General features: G+C 72.9%; 14 protein-coding genes. 6 read left to right on the forward strand and 8 right to left on the reverse strand.

What is annotated here, in order from left to right:
* Window positions 1-82: 82 nt before the first annotated feature.
* Window positions 83-787, forward strand: coding sequence for a protein-tyrosine phosphatase family protein (locus ACIQAC_RS00605; protein WP_402185703.1), 705 nt, complete (start codon window positions 83-85; stop codon window positions 785-787).
* A 92-nt stretch (window positions 788-879) separates the two neighbouring features.
* Here ACIQAC_RS00605 and ACIQAC_RS00610 read toward each other — a convergent pair whose 3' ends face one another.
* The 3 genes from ACIQAC_RS00610 to ACIQAC_RS00620 form a co-directional block, all read right to left on the reverse strand.
* The gene (locus ACIQAC_RS00610; RefSeq protein WP_402185704.1) at window positions 880-1,692 is read right to left on the reverse strand and encodes an SAM-dependent methyltransferase; all 813 of its coding nucleotides are present in this window, start codon (window positions 1,690-1,692) and stop codon (window positions 880-882) included.
* A 103-nt stretch (window positions 1,693-1,795) separates the two neighbouring features.
* Complete coding sequence (locus ACIQAC_RS00615; RefSeq protein ID WP_402185706.1) at window positions 1,796-2,071, reverse strand: DUF397 domain-containing protein; 276 nt, start codon at window positions 2,069-2,071, stop codon at window positions 1,796-1,798.
* Window positions 2,072-2,932 (reverse strand): helix-turn-helix transcriptional regulator, encoded by an 861-nt coding sequence (locus ACIQAC_RS00620; RefSeq protein WP_402185707.1) that lies wholly within the window; start codon window positions 2,930-2,932, stop codon window positions 2,072-2,074. It abuts the gene before it with no gap.
* Between the two features lie 230 nt (window positions 2,933-3,162).
* Between ACIQAC_RS00620 and ACIQAC_RS00625 the strand changes: the two genes are divergently transcribed.
* From ACIQAC_RS00625 to ACIQAC_RS00640, 4 genes are all read left to right on the forward strand, one after another.
* Entirely contained in the window at window positions 3,163-3,837 is a 675-nt protein-coding gene (locus tag ACIQAC_RS00625; RefSeq protein WP_402185709.1) for an ATP-binding protein, read from the forward strand.
* Window positions 3,834-4,277 (forward strand): hypothetical protein, encoded by a 444-nt coding sequence (locus ACIQAC_RS00630; RefSeq protein WP_402185711.1) that lies wholly within the window; start codon window positions 3,834-3,836, stop codon window positions 4,275-4,277. The genes ACIQAC_RS00625 and ACIQAC_RS00630 overlap by 4 nt, the downstream gene beginning before the upstream one ends.
* 323 nt (window positions 4,278-4,600) lie before the next feature.
* The gene (locus ACIQAC_RS00635) at window positions 4,601-6,508 is read left to right on the forward strand and encodes an ABC transporter ATP-binding protein (protein ID WP_402185713.1); all 1,908 of its coding nucleotides are present in this window, start codon (window positions 4,601-4,603) and stop codon (window positions 6,506-6,508) included.
* Between the two features lie 88 nt (window positions 6,509-6,596).
* Entirely contained in the window at window positions 6,597-6,965 is a 369-nt protein-coding gene (locus tag ACIQAC_RS00640; protein ID WP_402185714.1) for a hypothetical protein, read from the forward strand.
* Between the two features lie 70 nt (window positions 6,966-7,035).
* Here ACIQAC_RS00640 and ACIQAC_RS00645 read toward each other — a convergent pair whose 3' ends face one another.
* From ACIQAC_RS00645 to ACIQAC_RS00660, 4 genes are all read right to left on the reverse strand, one after another.
* Window positions 7,036-7,224 carry a hypothetical protein gene (locus tag ACIQAC_RS00645; protein WP_402185715.1) on the reverse strand — a complete coding sequence of 63 codons (189 nt, stop codon included), beginning with the start codon at window positions 7,222-7,224 and terminating at the stop codon, window positions 7,036-7,038.
* Between the two features lie 156 nt (window positions 7,225-7,380).
* Window positions 7,381-8,070 (reverse strand): DUF899 domain-containing protein, encoded by a 690-nt coding sequence (locus ACIQAC_RS00650; protein ID WP_402185717.1) that lies wholly within the window; start codon window positions 8,068-8,070, stop codon window positions 7,381-7,383.
* Between the two features lie 127 nt (window positions 8,071-8,197).
* Entirely contained in the window at window positions 8,198-9,445 is a 1,248-nt protein-coding gene (locus ACIQAC_RS00655; RefSeq protein WP_402185719.1) for a cytochrome P450, read from the reverse strand.
* A 32-nt stretch (window positions 9,446-9,477) separates the two neighbouring features.
* On the reverse strand, window positions 9,478-10,947 hold the full coding sequence (locus ACIQAC_RS00660; protein ID WP_402185721.1) for an amidohydrolase: 1,470 nt from the start codon (window positions 10,945-10,947) through the stop codon (window positions 9,478-9,480).
* A 136-nt stretch (window positions 10,948-11,083) separates the two neighbouring features.
* Between ACIQAC_RS00660 and ACIQAC_RS00665 the strand changes: the two genes are divergently transcribed.
* The gene (locus tag ACIQAC_RS00665; protein ID WP_402185723.1) at window positions 11,084-12,040 is read left to right on the forward strand and encodes an endonuclease/exonuclease/phosphatase family protein; all 957 of its coding nucleotides are present in this window, start codon (window positions 11,084-11,086) and stop codon (window positions 12,038-12,040) included.
* 81 nt (window positions 12,041-12,121) lie between these two features.
* Here ACIQAC_RS00665 and ACIQAC_RS00670 read toward each other — a convergent pair whose 3' ends face one another.
* A complete protein-coding gene (locus ACIQAC_RS00670; protein WP_402185724.1) occupies window positions 12,122-14,068 on the reverse strand; it encodes an FUSC family protein in 1,947 nt (648 codons plus the stop codon).
* Window positions 14,069-14,169: the final 101 nt, after the last annotated feature.

Here is a 14,169-nt window from a genome sequence, read left to right on the forward strand (position 1 = left end):
CTCGGAGCTGCGGAAAGGGTCCTATATCACCCTTTCGGGTTACGATGCCCACGCGCCCCCGTCCCCGACACCCCGGTCGCCCATGGCTGTGCTCGCCCCGTCCCCGCCCCTGTCCGCTCTCCCCCAACGCCCCCTGCGCAGACGTGTGCTGCGCTGGCTCGGCGTCGCCGCGATCGGTTATCTGGCCCTGTGGGCCACCGGCGCGCTCGGCATCCTGGCGCTGTCCCAGTGGGCGCGTGCGGAGACCGGGCCACCCGCCGGCACCCGTTCGGTGCGGGGCATCCACAACTTCCAGCCGGTGGACGCCTCCGGAAAGCTGTGGCGCGGTGGCGCGCCCTCCCCGGCCGGCTACCGGACCCTGGCGGGGCTCGGTTTCACGACCGTCGTCGATCTGCGCGCCGAGGACCTCAGCACGGCCCAGCTCGCGGGACCGGGCGACGCGGGGCTGGACGTCGTACGGCTGCCGATTCGTGACGGGCAGACGCCGCGCCCGGAGCAGGTGGACCGGCTGCTCGACGTGGTGGGCACGGCACCGGGTCCGGTGTTCGTGCACTGCGGCGCGGGTGTGGGGCGTACGGGGACGATGGCGGCCGCGTATCTCGTGCGGAGCGGCGAGGAGTCGCCGTCGGCGGCGGTCCGGCGCAATCTCGCGGTGGGACCGCCGTCCATCGAGCAGATCTACTACGGGCTGCGGCTGGACCGGGAACGGGCGGAGCAGCCGCCGTTCCCGGTGGTGGCGCTGAGCCGGCTGGTGGACGCGCCGCGACGGATGTGGTCGTACTTCTGAGCCGGCGGCCCCGGCACGGCTTTCTGAGCCGTTGGCTCCAGCACGGCCTTCTGAGCCGACGGCCCAGCACGGCGCCCAGTGGCCGCGGAGCGTCAGCCCTTGCGCCCGACCACCCCGTACCCCGGAATGACCCCGTCGTCCTGGCCCGGAACGGGCTCGCCGAGTTCCGGCTTCCACCGGTGCACGACGGCGACGCCGGGGTCGACCAGTTCGAGGCCGGTGAAGAAGCGCTCGATCTCGGCGCGGGGGCGCAGGGCGAGGGTGATGCCGGCGGCCTTGATCTTCGCCTCCGCCTCGTCCAGGTGATCGGTCCGGAAGTCGGCGCTGGCGTGGCTCATCATCAGGTAGCTGCCGGCGGGGAGTTCCGCGACCAGCGCGGCGACCAGCTCGTGGGCGCCGTACTCGTCGGGAATGAAGTGCATCAGCGCCACCAGCGACAGGGCGACGGGCCGGCTGAAGTCCAGCACCTTCGCGGCGGCCTCGATGATCGAGGCCGGGTCGCGGACGTCGCCCTGCACGTAGTCGGTGACACCCTCGGGGGTGCTGCGCAGCAGGGCGGCCGCGTGGGCGAGCACGATCGGGTCGTTGTCGCAGTAGACGACCCGGCTGTCGGGGGCGACCTGCTGGGCGATCTGGTGCAGGTTGGGCTCGGTCGGAATGCCGGTGCCGATGTCGAGGAACTGCCGGATCCCCTGCTGGGCGAGCCAGCGCGTGGCGCGCTGCATAAAGGCGCGGTTGACGCGGGCCATGACCGGCACGCGCGGGTCGAGGGCGACCAGCTGCCGGCCGAGTTCCTCGTCGACGGGGTAGTTGTCCTTGCCGCCGAGATACCAGTCGTACATCCGAGCGGAGTGGGGCTTGCTGGTGTCGATCTGGACTGCGCCGGTGGGGTCCTGCCCTGTCATGAGGCACTCCATAAGCGTCGGAACGTCATCTTCATCAATTCAGTATTTAGGACAAGGGAGTTGAGCGACAACGCAGGGCGGTCCGGAAGCGGCCCGGCCGGCCTCAGGTCAGTAGGAAGTCGGCCACCCCCGCCTTGGCGCCCTCGATGAACGCCGTCATCTCGTCGGTGGTGTAGATGAGCGCCGGCCCGTCGGGGTCGGTGGACTGCCGGACCGCGATCCGGCCGTCGGCGAGCTTCATCGCCTCCAGGCAGTTTCCGCCGTTGCCGCCGCTCCACGGCTTGTGCCAGCCCTCGCTGCCCAGCTCCCGGGCAGGCATGCCGTTGTAGATCCGCTCACTGCGGGTCCGCGGCCTCGGCTGGGACGTGATGCCTTCCATTCACAGCTCCTTGCGGAGATCCTTGAGGATCTCCTTCGTGCGTTGTGCCGTAGCGGCCTGCGCCGCCATGCGGTCCATGACCTCGAGGTAGGTGGCCACCTCGGCGCGCGCGTCCAGGTAGACGGCGCCCGTCAGGTACTCGCTGTAGACCATGTCCGGAAGTTCGGGCATGGCGAATCGGAAAAGGACAAAGGGGCCGTAGGTGCCCGGGTGCGGACCCGAGGCGAACGGGATCACCTGGAGTGTCAGGGTGGTCAGCTCGGTGGCCTCCAGCAGCCGGTCGATCTGGGCGCGCATCACCTCGGGGCCGCCGACGGAGCGGCGCAGCGCGGTCTCGTCCATGACGACCCACAGCCGGGGCGCGTCCTCACGGGTGAGCAGGTCCTGGCGCTGCATCCGCAGGTCGACGTGGCGCTCTATCTCCTCGGGCCGGGTCTGGCCGACGGCGCCCGCCTTGAGGACGCCGCGGGCATAGCCCTCGGTCTGGAGCAGGCCCGGGACGAAGTGGGGGTCGTAGCTGCGGATCAGCTTGGCGGCGCCCTCCAGGCTCACGTACATCGAGAACCAGCCGGGCAGGATGTCGTGGAACCGCTGCCACCAGCCGGGCTTGTTCGCGTCCTCGGCCAGCTGCACGAAGGCGCCGGCCTCGTCGTCGGAGACGCCGTACGACTTCAGCAGCAGCTGGAGGTACGGGATCTTGAGCGCGACCTCGGCCATCTCCATACGGCGGACCGTGGCGGGCGCGACGCGCAGGATCCTGGCCGCCTCCTCGCGCTTGAGGCCGGCGCTTTCCCGCAGGTCCAGCAGGCGCCGGCCGAGGACGACCTGGCCGACCGTCGGCGCGGACCGCGGCTCGCTCACGCTCCACCTCCACTCAGGGGACTCACGGGAAAAACTCGGGACTGGCGGAAATCCTGACAGCCGTACGGCGCCATTCGAAGACATTTTCGAAGGTGGGAACAACCCTCGGTGTCCGAACTGGCGCCGCGCAACATGCTGTTGCGAGCAGTGTGCCACGCCCGTCCAGAGAGTCATACGGCACTCTGCATTTTTCAGAGTGACACTTGCCAAGTGTTCACGGCGGGGCGATAGTGGCAAGCGTGATTCCGTCCCCGCCCTTAGGAGCAGACGCCGCCGCAGGCCCCTTCGGCCTCGACGGCGCCGCTACGGGAGCAGGCCCCGCCGAGGCCGCTGCCGAGCGCCGGTTCCGATTCGAACTGGCCGCGCATCCGGGTTCACCCGCGCAGGCCAGACGGCTGACCCGGGCCCGGCTGACCGGCTGGTCGGTGTGCGAGGACACCTGTGACTCGGCGGCCCTCGTGGTCTCCGAGCTGGTCACGAACGCGATAGTGCACACGGCGAGTGGCGTTGTGGTGTGCGAGCTGCACGACGGTGACGACCTCGTGCGGATAGCGGTACGTGACGAGGGGTGTGCGCCGGGTCAGTCCCTGCCGTCCTCACAGCGGCCCGAGGAGGAGCAGGGGAGGGGGCTGCTTCTCGTCGACGCCCTGTGCAGGGCGTGGGGCGCCCAGGAGCACGGCCCCGGGCTGCTGGTCTGGGCGGAGCTGCCGCGCCAGGCCGACGCCCCGCACGACGACCTGGGCTGGGGTGCCCGTCCGAAGCCGGGCGGGCCCTCGGAGGGCGGGTCCGACGACAACGATGCCGAGGGCCTCGTTCCGCCGCCGGCACCGGGTGTGGGCATCTTCCGGCCGGCCTCCGGGATCACCCGGCCACGCGAGCGGGACGGGGAGAGGTGGGGACCGTGAAGCCCACGTCCCGCGGTGGTCAGGTGCTCGGTCTGGACACGCTGGTCCGGCTGGGGCGCGGCCTGCACACACCCGGCACGCCGGTGCAGGGCGGGCCACGGCGGCTGTCCCTGCCGGACGGCATGACGGCCCCGATGGGCTGGGACGCGGTGGCGGTCCCCGCCGACCTCGGCCAGCAGGTCATACCTCGGCTGCCGCACGTGGGGTGCGTCTACGCCGATGAGACGCACTGGTGGTGGCTGGTCCCCGCCGACTCCGACTACGCCCTCGACTGGCCGGACCCCGCCGAGTACGTCGTCGGGGCGTTTGTGCCGACGGTGACGCGGCTGCTTCACCGGCCCGACGGGGCGCTGCCGTACACCCCGCCGATTCCGCTGTATCTGGCGTTGTGCCGGCTGACGGGGACCACGCCCAGTTGGTCGCGGCCCGTCATCGCGTAAGCACTGTCGCGTAAGCACTGTCGCGTAAGCACTGCCGCTTGGGGCCCACTGGGGTGTCTGAGGCGGGGCGTCGTGTTCGGGTCGATGGGGGCTTGTCGCGCAGTTCCCCGCGCCCCTTGAGACCCGGCATTCACCGGCCGGCCCCACCAGCGGGTCCCGAGCCTCGTGCGCCCCCGCGCAAGCCGCCGTGCCCCATCTTTCTTCTCTGCGCCCTCCCCCGGTTCCGTGTGTGCCGCGATAGTGGCCGTTCATTCTCGGGCGGGAGGTTGGTGGTGGGGGCTTTCGGGGGCTGGCGGCGGGGGCGGGTCAAGGAGCGGCCCGGGGTGTCCGAGTCGGAGCGGCTGCTCTTCGGCGGCCCGCTGCGCTACGACACCGGCTGGAGCAAGCACGAGGACGCCTTCCTCGAACTGAACTTCCGGGCGATGATCACCCGGCTGCCCGCCCTGCTCACCGCCAGCCTGCGCCTCGCCCTCCAGGCGGACCGCGGGGCCGCGCGGACCGTGCTGGCCGCCGAGGTGGGCCGGGGTCTGGCACAGGCGGTGAGTCTGCTGGCCGTCAACAGTGTGCTCGCCCGGCTGATCGGCTCGGGCCCGATCGAGGAGCGGCTGCGCGGCGCGGTCCCGGCGCTCGCCACGGTCGCCGCCGTGATGATGCTGGCCGCGCTGCTGCGGGCCGCCTCGACGTATGCCACCGGGCGGCTGGAACCCAAGGTGGAGCGGGTCGCGACCGAGCGGTATCTGGAGCGCGCGGCGGCGGTGGAGCTGTCGGCGATCGAGGACCACGCCTTCCACAAGCTGCTGGACACCGCGCAGTACGGCGCCTCGTCCGCCCGCCGGATGATGTCGTACGCCGCCCGGGTGGTGAACGCGGGGATCTCGCTGATCGCGGCGGCCGGTGTGCTGACCGTGCTGCATCCCGCGCTGCTGCCGCTGCTGGTCACGATGACGCTGCCGAGCGCGTGGAGCGCGCTGACGATGGCCAGGCGCCGGTACGAGTCCTTCCACGCCTGGGTGCAGCACGCGCGGGCCGGCCGGCTGATCGGCTCGCTGCTGATCGAGCCCGCGGCGGCGCCGGAGATCCGGGTGCACGGCGTCGGGCCCTTCCTGCTGCGGCACTTCCGTTCGATGTCGGAGACGGCGGAGGCGGAGCAGGCGCGGCTGGCCCGGCTGGCCGCGCGCACCGGGCTGATCGCGGCGTCCTGGACGGGCCTGGCGACGGTGGCGACGTACGCGACGCTGGGCGGGCTGCTGCTCACCGGGGCGATGGCGCTGTCGGTGGCCGGGACGGCGGTGATCGCGATCCGGACCGGCTCGGGGAACCTGGACACCCTGGTGGTCGAGGTGAACGCGCTGCACGAGGAGGCCCTCTTCGTGGGCGACCTCGAACGGCTGCACCGGGAGGCCGCGCGGCGGATGATCCCGGCGGGCGGGGCCACGCTCCCCGAGGATCCGGCGGAGATCCGCTTCGAGAACGTGAGCTTCACGTATCAGGGCGACCGGCCGCGGCCCGCTCTCGACGACATCACGCTCACCGTGCCGCTCGGCAAGATCGTCGCGCTGGTCGGCGAGAACGGATCCGGCAAGACGACCCTGGTCAAGCTGCTCGCCGGGCTCTATCCGCCCGATCGGGGCCGGATCCTGTGGGACGGCGTCGACGCGGCCGGCGCCGACCGGCGCGAGCTGGCGGAGCGGGTCGCGATGGTGGCCCAGGACTTCAAGCGCTGGCCGTTCACCGCGCGGGTCAATGTCGCGGTGGGCCGGTCGGCCGCTCCGCTCACCGAGGAACGGCTGGCCACGGCGGTCGACGAGGCCGGGGCGGAGGAGGTGGTGGCGGATCTGCCGCACGGCCTGGACACCTTGCTGGCCCGGCACTTCAGCGGCGGGCACGAGTTGTCGGGCGGCCAGTGGCAGCGGCTCGGGATCGCGCGGGCGGCCTACCGGCAGGGCCGGATCCTGATCGTCGACGAGCCGACGGCGGCCCTGGACGCCCGGGCCGAGCTGGAGGTCTTCGAGAAGATCCGCGCCCTGGCCGGCACGGGCCAGACCGTCGTCCTGATCACCCACCGCCTGGCGTCGGTCCGCCATGCCGACCTGGTCCACGTCCTGGACCGCGGCCGCCTGGCCGAGTCGGGCACCCCCGACGAACTGCTCGCCAAGGGCGGGATCTACGCGGAGCTGTACTCACTCCAGGCGGAACAGTTCAGCACGCCGACGCGGACGCGCGGCCCGTAGGAAGCCCCGGGAAGCCCCGTGAGCCCTGGGAAGGCTGGTGAAAAGGCAGCCCGCCGCCCGCCGCCCGCCGCCCGTGAGAAGGTGCGGCATGAGTTCGCCCAGCCCCCTCCTGGTGGCCCCCGCCGCGCTGTGGACCCTCGTCGCCGGTACCGCGCTGCTGGCCACGATCGTGACCGCCGAGCGGGCCAGGCGCCGCGACGCGGACGCCGTCGCCTGGGAGCCGTACGGATTCGACTCCTGGGTGGCGCTCCCGGCAGCGCTCGTGGCGTACGCGCTCGCCGCCGCGGTCGCGGACCGCTTCTCGCTCGGGGCCGCCGCCTTCGCCGTGCTGTGGCCGGCGATGGCCGCCACGTGTCTGACGTACATGGCCGGGAAGTACGCGCCTTCCTGGCCCCGGTGGGGCTCCCCGGCCTTCGCCGCCGTGGGCGCGGGTCTGTACGGTTCCCTGCCCCTGTGAAAACCGGAGCGGCGCCTTCCGCCGCTCCGGCCCGTCCATCGGCTCAGCCTCCCGGCTCATCCCCCGGCTGTCACGCCGCGGCGTCCCCCACGCCGTCGGCCCCACGCACGATCACCAGGAACGCGTCCCCGGCCAGATCCATGACGACCTCCGCCGGGAGGCCCTCCAGCCGGCGTGCCTGTGCGAACTCCTCCGCGGGCCACGATCCTCGCGGCCCGCCTGCGGGAAAGCGTTCGAGCACCTTTCGCCCATTCACCATCTCGCACCTCCAGAAAGCGTCGTAACTTGTAGGAGTTAACGCTCCCGAGAGGTAAAACGCCTCGCACTGTCGCCGTACTGAGACCTAGTTGACACTCGTTCACCGCACGGTGTGAGAAGCGTCTCGGCAGATCAGGCCCCATGGACACGCTTGGTGTCAGTCCTCGTACTCGTCGTGATAGCGGACGCGCTCACTGCCCGCGGGAGCCCCGAAGGCCGACGCGCGTCCCGTGGGTTCCTCCCAGTCCTCCTGGCGGCCGAGTGCGGTGAGGTCGAGGAAACTGGTCGTGGAACCGAGACCGTCGAGGCCGCGTTCGTACGCCGAGTAGGTGTGGAAGACGCGGTCGAGGTCGCGCAGGAAGCAGCTGATCCCCGGCCGCTCGGTCTGCTCCCCGTCCCGTACGACCGTCGCCTCGAAGTCGGCGTTGAAGTCGCTCCCGGCCGACGAGTACCAGGGCAGGGTCCAGCCCATCCGCGCCTTGAAGGGCAGGATCCTCGTGTATGGCGCCCGGGAGACGGCCGCGAACGACGTCCCGCGCGCGTGCAGATGCGCCAGATGGCCGACCTGGTCGAGGAAGCCCGAGCAGCTGCGGCAGCCCGCGTCCCAGTCGGGCGCGAACATGAAGTGGTACACGACGAGTTGGTGCCGCCCCTCGAAGAGGTCGAGCAGGGTGGCCTTGCCGTCACCGCCCTCGAACACGTACTCCTTGTCGACCTCGACCATGGGCAGCCCGCGGCGCTCCGCGTTGAGCGCGTCCCGCGCGCGTGTCGCCGCCTTCTCCTTGAGCAGCAGTTCCTCACGCGCCTTGCGCCACTGTTCGCGCGAGACGACCTCCGGAAGCGACATGGCCCCTCCTGTACAACGGTCCCGTTGAGGTGCTGACCGCGGCACCGCGCGGAACTCATCGCTCTGGGAGAAGTTTTTTCGCGGAATTCTCTTTCGGCAGGTCAGAAGGGTTGCGGAGAGCGGAAGTTCAGGAAGGTGGTGCCTCGCCGTACGTCACCTGGAGCGCGAGCAGGCCCCGGGCGCGCATCGACGGACGCCACCGAAGGTCCGCGTCCGGGCCGGCGTCCGGGGCCGCGAGGGCGAGGTGCGGGAAGCGGTCGAGGAGAGCGGCGAGCGCGATCTGCGTCTCCGCGCGGGCGAGCGGCGCGCCGAGGCAGTAGTGGATGCCGTGGCCGAGGGCGAGGTGTCCGGCGGCGTCGCGGCCGAGGTCGAGCCGGTCGGGATCCGGGAAGCGGGCGGGGTCGCGGTTGGCGGCGGAGAGCGACAGCAGGACGGTCTCGCCGGCCGGGACGGTGACACCGCCGAGGGTGATGTCCTCGGTCGGGAAGCGGCGGACGGCGAGCAGGGCGGGGCCCTCGTAGCGGGCGAACTCCTCCACAGCGGCGGGGAGTCGCTCCGGCTCCCCGCGCAGGGCGGCGAGGTCGTGCGGGTGGCGCAGCAGGGCGAGGACGGCGTTCCCGATGAGCTGCACGGTGTTCTCGTAGCCGGCGAAGAGGATGAGGAAGGCGAGCGACATCAGCTCGTCCTCGGTGAGCCGGTCGGCACCGTCCCGGGCGGGCGGGTCACCGTTCTCGGTGTGCCGGTCGCCCTCGTCCCGCACCGCGATCAGGTCGGACAGCAGGTCGTCGGCGGGTTCGGCGCGCTTGGCGGCGATGAGGCGGGTGAAGTATCCGAGCATCGCGACGACGGCGTCCTTCGCGGCCTGCGGACGGGCCGGGTCCGGCGCGACGAGGGCGTCGGTCCAGGCGCGGAAGTCACGGCGGTGCGGGCCGGGCACGCCGAGCAGGTCGCAGATGACGGTGATCGGCAGGGGCGCGGCGTAGGCCGCGATCAGGTCGGTGGTGCCGTGCGGACCGAGGGCGTCGAGGAGCCGGTCGGCGGTCTGCCGTATGGGGGTGCGGAGTTGCTCGACACGGCGTGGCGTGAAGGCGCGGCCGACCAGCCGGCGGATGCGGGTGTGGTCGGGCGGGTCCATGTTGAGGAGGTTGGCGTCGAGCGCGGGCGGCAGGGCGAATCCGCGGTAACCGCCCTCCCCCGCATGCCGCTTGTCGAGCGAGAGCCGTGGGTCGGCGAGCGCGGCGCGGACGTCGTCGTAGCGGGTGACGAGCCAGGCGGGCGATCCGTCGGGTCCGTCGACGCGGTGCACGGGCGCACTGTCGCGCAGCCGCCGGTAGACGTCGTACGGGTGATCGAGGAGGCCGTCCGCGAGATCCATGATCCCAGCCTACGCATCCCGCGTGGGCCCCCTCAGGTGTCGTACTCCTGGATGCGCCGGCCGTGGCTGCGGTCCAGCAGTGCGGGCATCCGCGACCCCAACTCCCTTACCACCGCGGGTACGTCGAGGGTCAGCAGCTCGCGGTCGCGCATGAGGATCCGGCCGTCGACGATCGTGGTCCGTACGTCGGCGGAGCGGGCGCTGTGCACAAGGGTCGCGGCGAGGTCGTGGACGGGCTGGGTGTGCGGTCCGGTGAGGTCGACGAGGACGAGGTCGGCGCGGCGGCCGGGTGCGATGCTGCCGATCGTGTCGCCGAGTCCGACCGCGCGGGCGCTCTGGAGTGTGGCGTGGTGCAGGGCCTGACGGGAGGTCAGCCAGCGGGGATCGCCGGTGGTGGACTTCTGGATCAGGGCGGTGAGGGCCATGGACTCCCACACGTCGAGGGAGTTGTTGGAGGCGGCGCCGTCGGTGGCGAGCCCTACGGGGACGCCGATCTCGCGCAGGGCGCGTACGGGTGTGGTCGTGGGCCAGGCGAACTTGAGGTACCCGCGCGGGGCGGTGGCTACGGCCGTACGGCCGCCCGCGCGCTCCAGGACCGGCAGGTCGCGGTCGAGGATGCCGGTGCCGTGCGCGATGAGAAGGTCGGTGCCGAGGAGTCCGGTGCGTTCCAGGATCTCGATGGGCGTGACGCCGTGCCGGGCGAGGCTCGCCTCGGCCTGGTCGCGGTTCTCGGCGGCGTGCAGATGGACCGGGAGGCCGTGCGCGCGGGCCAGTTCGGCGGTGGCGGCGAGGTCGGCGTCGGTGACGGTGTAGGGGGCGTGCGGCGCGAGAGCGGTGGTGATACGGCCGTCCGCGCCCCCGCGGTGCCGCAACGCGAACTCCAGTGACCTCTCCCGCCCCTGGTCCCCCTGCGTGGAGAAGAACGCCTCCCCGAGATGCGCCCGCATCCCACTCTCCTCGACCACGGCGGCGACGGCGTCCATCGTGAAGTAGTGGTCGGCGAAACAGGTCACGCCCGCGCTGATCATCTCGGCGCAGGCGAGCCGGGCGCCCAACTCCACGTCCTTCTCGGTGAGGTTGGACTCGACGGGCCAGACGACGTCGTTGAACCACTCCTCCGTCGGCAGGTCCTCGGCGAGTCCGCGCAGGGCGACCATCGGCGCGTGCGTGTGGCAGTTGATGAGGCCGGGCATCGCGAGCTGCCCACGGGCGTCGAGGGTCTCGGCGGCGGCCAGGCCCACGACCTCCCCGGCCCGGGTCACGGCGTCCACGACCCCGTCCCGTACGACGATCGCGGCGTCCTCCTCGAACCCGATCCGCTCCTGCTCGTCGTGGACGAGGACCGTGCATCCGGTGATGACGAGGTCGGCGGGACGGCGATCGGAGGCGTGGAGGTCGGAGGCGTGGAGGTCGGAGGCGTGGAGGTCGGAGGCGCTCCCGTCGGAGGAGTGGAGGTCGGCGGGTCCGCGGTCACCGGGGCCGCGGTCGGCAGATCGGCTCATCGCGCCAACGTACGACGGTGTCGTGCCGCCGTGTGAGCCGAACCGCGCGATCCGGTCACCCGGCTGTCGCCCCGCGCGCCGGTGCCGCACGCTGGCAGGACAAGAGCCCGTCCCGGCTCCCTGGAAGGAGCCACACATGCTCCTCGGCACCTGGAACCTCGAGAACCTCTGTCTCCCCGGCGGCCCGTCCGGCCCGAAGGACAAGTCCGCGTACGACACCAAGCTCGCCGCCCTCGCCGCGGTGATCGGCGAGCTCGACCCGGCGCTGCTCGGTGTGCAGGAGGTCGGCGACCCGGCCGCGCTGCGGGACCTGGCCGGTCTGGTCGGCGGCGACTGGCACATCGCCCTGTCGGAGCACCCCGACAGCCGCGGTATCCGGGTCGGCTTCCTCAGCCGTACCCCGCTGGAGGTGCTGGCCGACACCACCGCCTTCCCGGAGCGGCTGCGTCCGGTGCAGGTGGAGGACTCCGGCGAGACCATCGCGGAGTCGGGGCGTGGCCTCCTCGCGGTGGAGGCGGCGACGGCCGGCGGTCCGCTGCGGGTGGCGGTGGCGCATCTGAAGTCCAAGCTGCTGACGTTCCCGGGCGGCCGCTTCCAGCCCCGGAACGAGGGGGAGCGTGCGCGGTACGGCGCGTACGCCCTCTACCGCCGGGCCGCGGAGGCGACGACGTTGCGGGCGCTGGCGGACGAGCTGCTGGCGGGTGACGGCAGGGAGCGGGACGTCGCGGTGCTGGGCGATCTCAACGACGAGCCGCAGGCGGCGACGACACAGATCCTGCTGGGCCCGCCCGGCTCCGCCGTCGGCACGGCCGGCTTCGACCAGCCGGACCGGGGCGACGCGGCCCGGCTGTGGAACATCGCCCCGCTGATCCCCGCCGATCGCCGCTTCTCCCGGGTGAACTCCGGCCGCCGCGAGCTCATCGACCACGTGCTGGTCAGCCACCGTCTTGTCCACCGGATCACGGCGGCGTCGACGGGTCTGCCCGACGAACCGCAGCCGCCGCGGCTGCCGTCGGTCGGCCCGGATCCGGCGGACCGCCGCGGGGCGGCGGGTTCGGACCACGCGCCGGTGTGGGTACGGATCGGCGACTGACCGACGGAGCGCTTGAGTCCCCAGGGCGCTTGAGCCCCCGTGAGCCCCCAGGGCGCTTGAGCCCCGTGAGCCCCCGACGCCTCAGCCGGGCCGGACGGCGACCGGCAGGTCGGAGTGGTGCAGGCCCAGGCGTACGCGCTGCTCGTCGAGGGCGCGCAGCAGTTCGGCGAGCCGGCGCGTGTGCCCGGGGGTGAGCTGCCCGGAGTCGTCGAGATGGACGGCACAGGCGGTGGTGGTGTCGACGAGCCGTTCCAGCAGGGCGGCGACCTCGTCCGCGCCCTCGGTGTGCCGGGCGAGCAGGGGCAGTTCGGCCTCGGCGAGGGCGATGGCGGCTCGGGCCTCGGCGACGGCCCGGTAGGCCTCCCGGCGCAGGAACCAGCGGTGCGGGCGGGGGTTGGGGGTGTCGGCGTCACGGGGCGCTCGCGCGTCGGGCCGAGGCTCCCCTTCGGCCTCGGCCATGACATGGCTCAGGTACGCCTGGGTCGCGCCCCCGGCCGCCGTGAGCCGGGCCCGTACTCCGCCGCCCCGCCGTCCGGGCAGCGGCAGATGCCCCACGACCAGCACGATCACGCAGGCGAGGAGCGTCTCGCCGATGCGGCCGGCGGAGGCCTGCGGTTCGCCGCCGACCATGACCAGGGCGAGCACGAGGACGGTGACCACGCCGGTCTGGGCGGCGAAGTGCCGGGTGGACACGGGGATGAGCGCGCCGCACAGGGCGACGAGGGCGACGAGCCCGCCCGGGTTCGGCAGCACGGCCGCGAACCCGGCGAAGGCCAGGGCCCCGAGCACGGTCCCGGCCGCCCGGCAGAGCACGCGGGACGCCAACGGCCCGAGGTCGGGCTTGACCAGGAAGACGGCGGTGGCGGGCAGCCAGTACCAGTGCCGGTGCTCCCCGTGGAACTGGAAGTGGTGGAGCGCCTGCGCGACGGCGGCGGCACCGCCGAAGCTGAGCCCGACCCGGAGTCCGTACTCCCGGCCGCCCGCTCCGACGACGGCCCGCAGCAGCCCACCGAACGACCGCCGCCGCCGGTGCAGCCGCTTCCTGCCGTCGTCGCCCCGGTCGAAGGTCTGCGCGGCGTCGAGGAGGGCGGCGTCGAGGGCGCGCAGGGCGGGGTCGGAACGCCGGGGTGCGGGCAGGGGCCCGGCGCCGCGGGTGCCGTCGCGGACGGTGGCGGCGAGGCGGCGGGGCCCCTCGGACGCCTGGTCGGAGGCGGTGCGTCCGGCCCAGGCGAGCGCGGTGGCGGCCTCGGCGAGCGGGAGCGCGGCGGCGTACTGGGCGTGCAGCCGCCGTTCGGTCACCGAGGTGGCGTAACGCCACAGCCGTGGTCCGGCGAGGGCGTCCTGTGCCTGGTCGAGCGCGGCGGTGAGGGAGGCGCGCCGGTCGGTGGCCCGGGGGGTTCCGGCGGCGTCGAGCAGGGCGGCGACGGCGTCGTACACGCGGGCGACGGCCTCGCGTTCGCCGTCGAGCAGATAGTCACTGGTGAGGGCGCGTGGGCTGGGCAGCGCGAGCCGCAGCACGATGAGCCAGCCGGCGCCGGCGAGGAAGGCGAGCCCGCGCACCCAGCCGGCGTCGGGCAGCGGCATCCCGGCGCCCACGGCGGACGCGACCAGGAACTGCGTCCCGGCCGCGGAACCGACAGGACCGGCCGCGCTCACACTTCCGCCGACGACCCCGAGCAGGGCGAACGCGACGGCGAGCCAGGCACCCCGGACGGCCCCGTCGGCATACGCCGCGAAAAGCCCGTCGACATACGTCCCGAGGACCATCCCCGCTGCCCCGGCGAGCGCGGGAACCCCCAACCGTCCGATCGCGACCCGCCGGCTCCCGCCCCGGTCGTTGATTCCGGCGAGCATCGCGGCGATGGCGGCGACGACACCGAGGGAGACCCGTCCGATCTCCACGGCGAGCAGCAGCAACGGCCCGGCGGCGAGCGCGCCGCGCACCACGGCACTCCACGGAACGGGCCCACGCTGCGCACGCAGCGCATGAGCGAGCCAGGGCGGAACGGAGAACACGGGGCGGTACACAGGGCTCCTGCCGGAACGAGGGCGAGGTCTGCCTTCGGGCGACGGTGGCCGGGAGACGGGCTGTGCTCCACACGGTAGATCGCGAACTTGGAGACAACGGG

It is taken from the genome of Streptomyces sp. NPDC088387, from assembly GCF_044753385.1.
In the GTDB taxonomy this organism is placed as follows: Bacteria; Actinomycetota; Actinomycetes; order Streptomycetales; family Streptomycetaceae; genus Streptomyces.

Excerpts from the sequence above, each read along its gene's own strand:
- ACIQAC_RS00605 (WP_402185703.1), top strand. The coding sequence starts at position 83 with ATGGCTGTGCTCGCCCCGTCCCCGCCCCTGTCCGCTCTCCCCCAACGC.
- ACIQAC_RS00610 (WP_402185704.1), bottom strand. The coding sequence starts at position 1,692 with ATGACAGGGCAGGACCCCACCGGCGCAGTCCAGATCGACACCAGCAAG.
- ACIQAC_RS00615 (WP_402185706.1), bottom strand. The coding sequence starts at position 2,071 with ATGGAAGGCATCACGTCCCAGCCGAGGCCGCGGACCCGCAGTGAGCGG.
- ACIQAC_RS00640 (WP_402185714.1), top strand. The coding sequence starts at position 6,597 with ATGAGTTCGCCCAGCCCCCTCCTGGTGGCCCCCGCCGCGCTGTGGACC.
- ACIQAC_RS00645 (WP_402185715.1), bottom strand. The coding sequence starts at position 7,224 with ATGGTGAATGGGCGAAAGGTGCTCGAACGCTTTCCCGCAGGCGGGCCG.
- ACIQAC_RS00650 (WP_402185717.1), bottom strand. The coding sequence starts at position 8,070 with ATGTCGCTTCCGGAGGTCGTCTCGCGCGAACAGTGGCGCAAGGCGCGT.
- ACIQAC_RS00655 (WP_402185719.1), bottom strand. The coding sequence starts at position 9,445 with ATGGATCTCGCGGACGGCCTCCTCGATCACCCGTACGACGTCTACCGG.
- ACIQAC_RS00660 (WP_402185721.1), bottom strand. The coding sequence starts at position 10,947 with ATGAGCCGATCTGCCGACCGCGGCCCCGGTGACCGCGGACCCGCCGAC.
- ACIQAC_RS00665 (WP_402185723.1), top strand. The coding sequence starts at position 11,084 with ATGCTCCTCGGCACCTGGAACCTCGAGAACCTCTGTCTCCCCGGCGGC.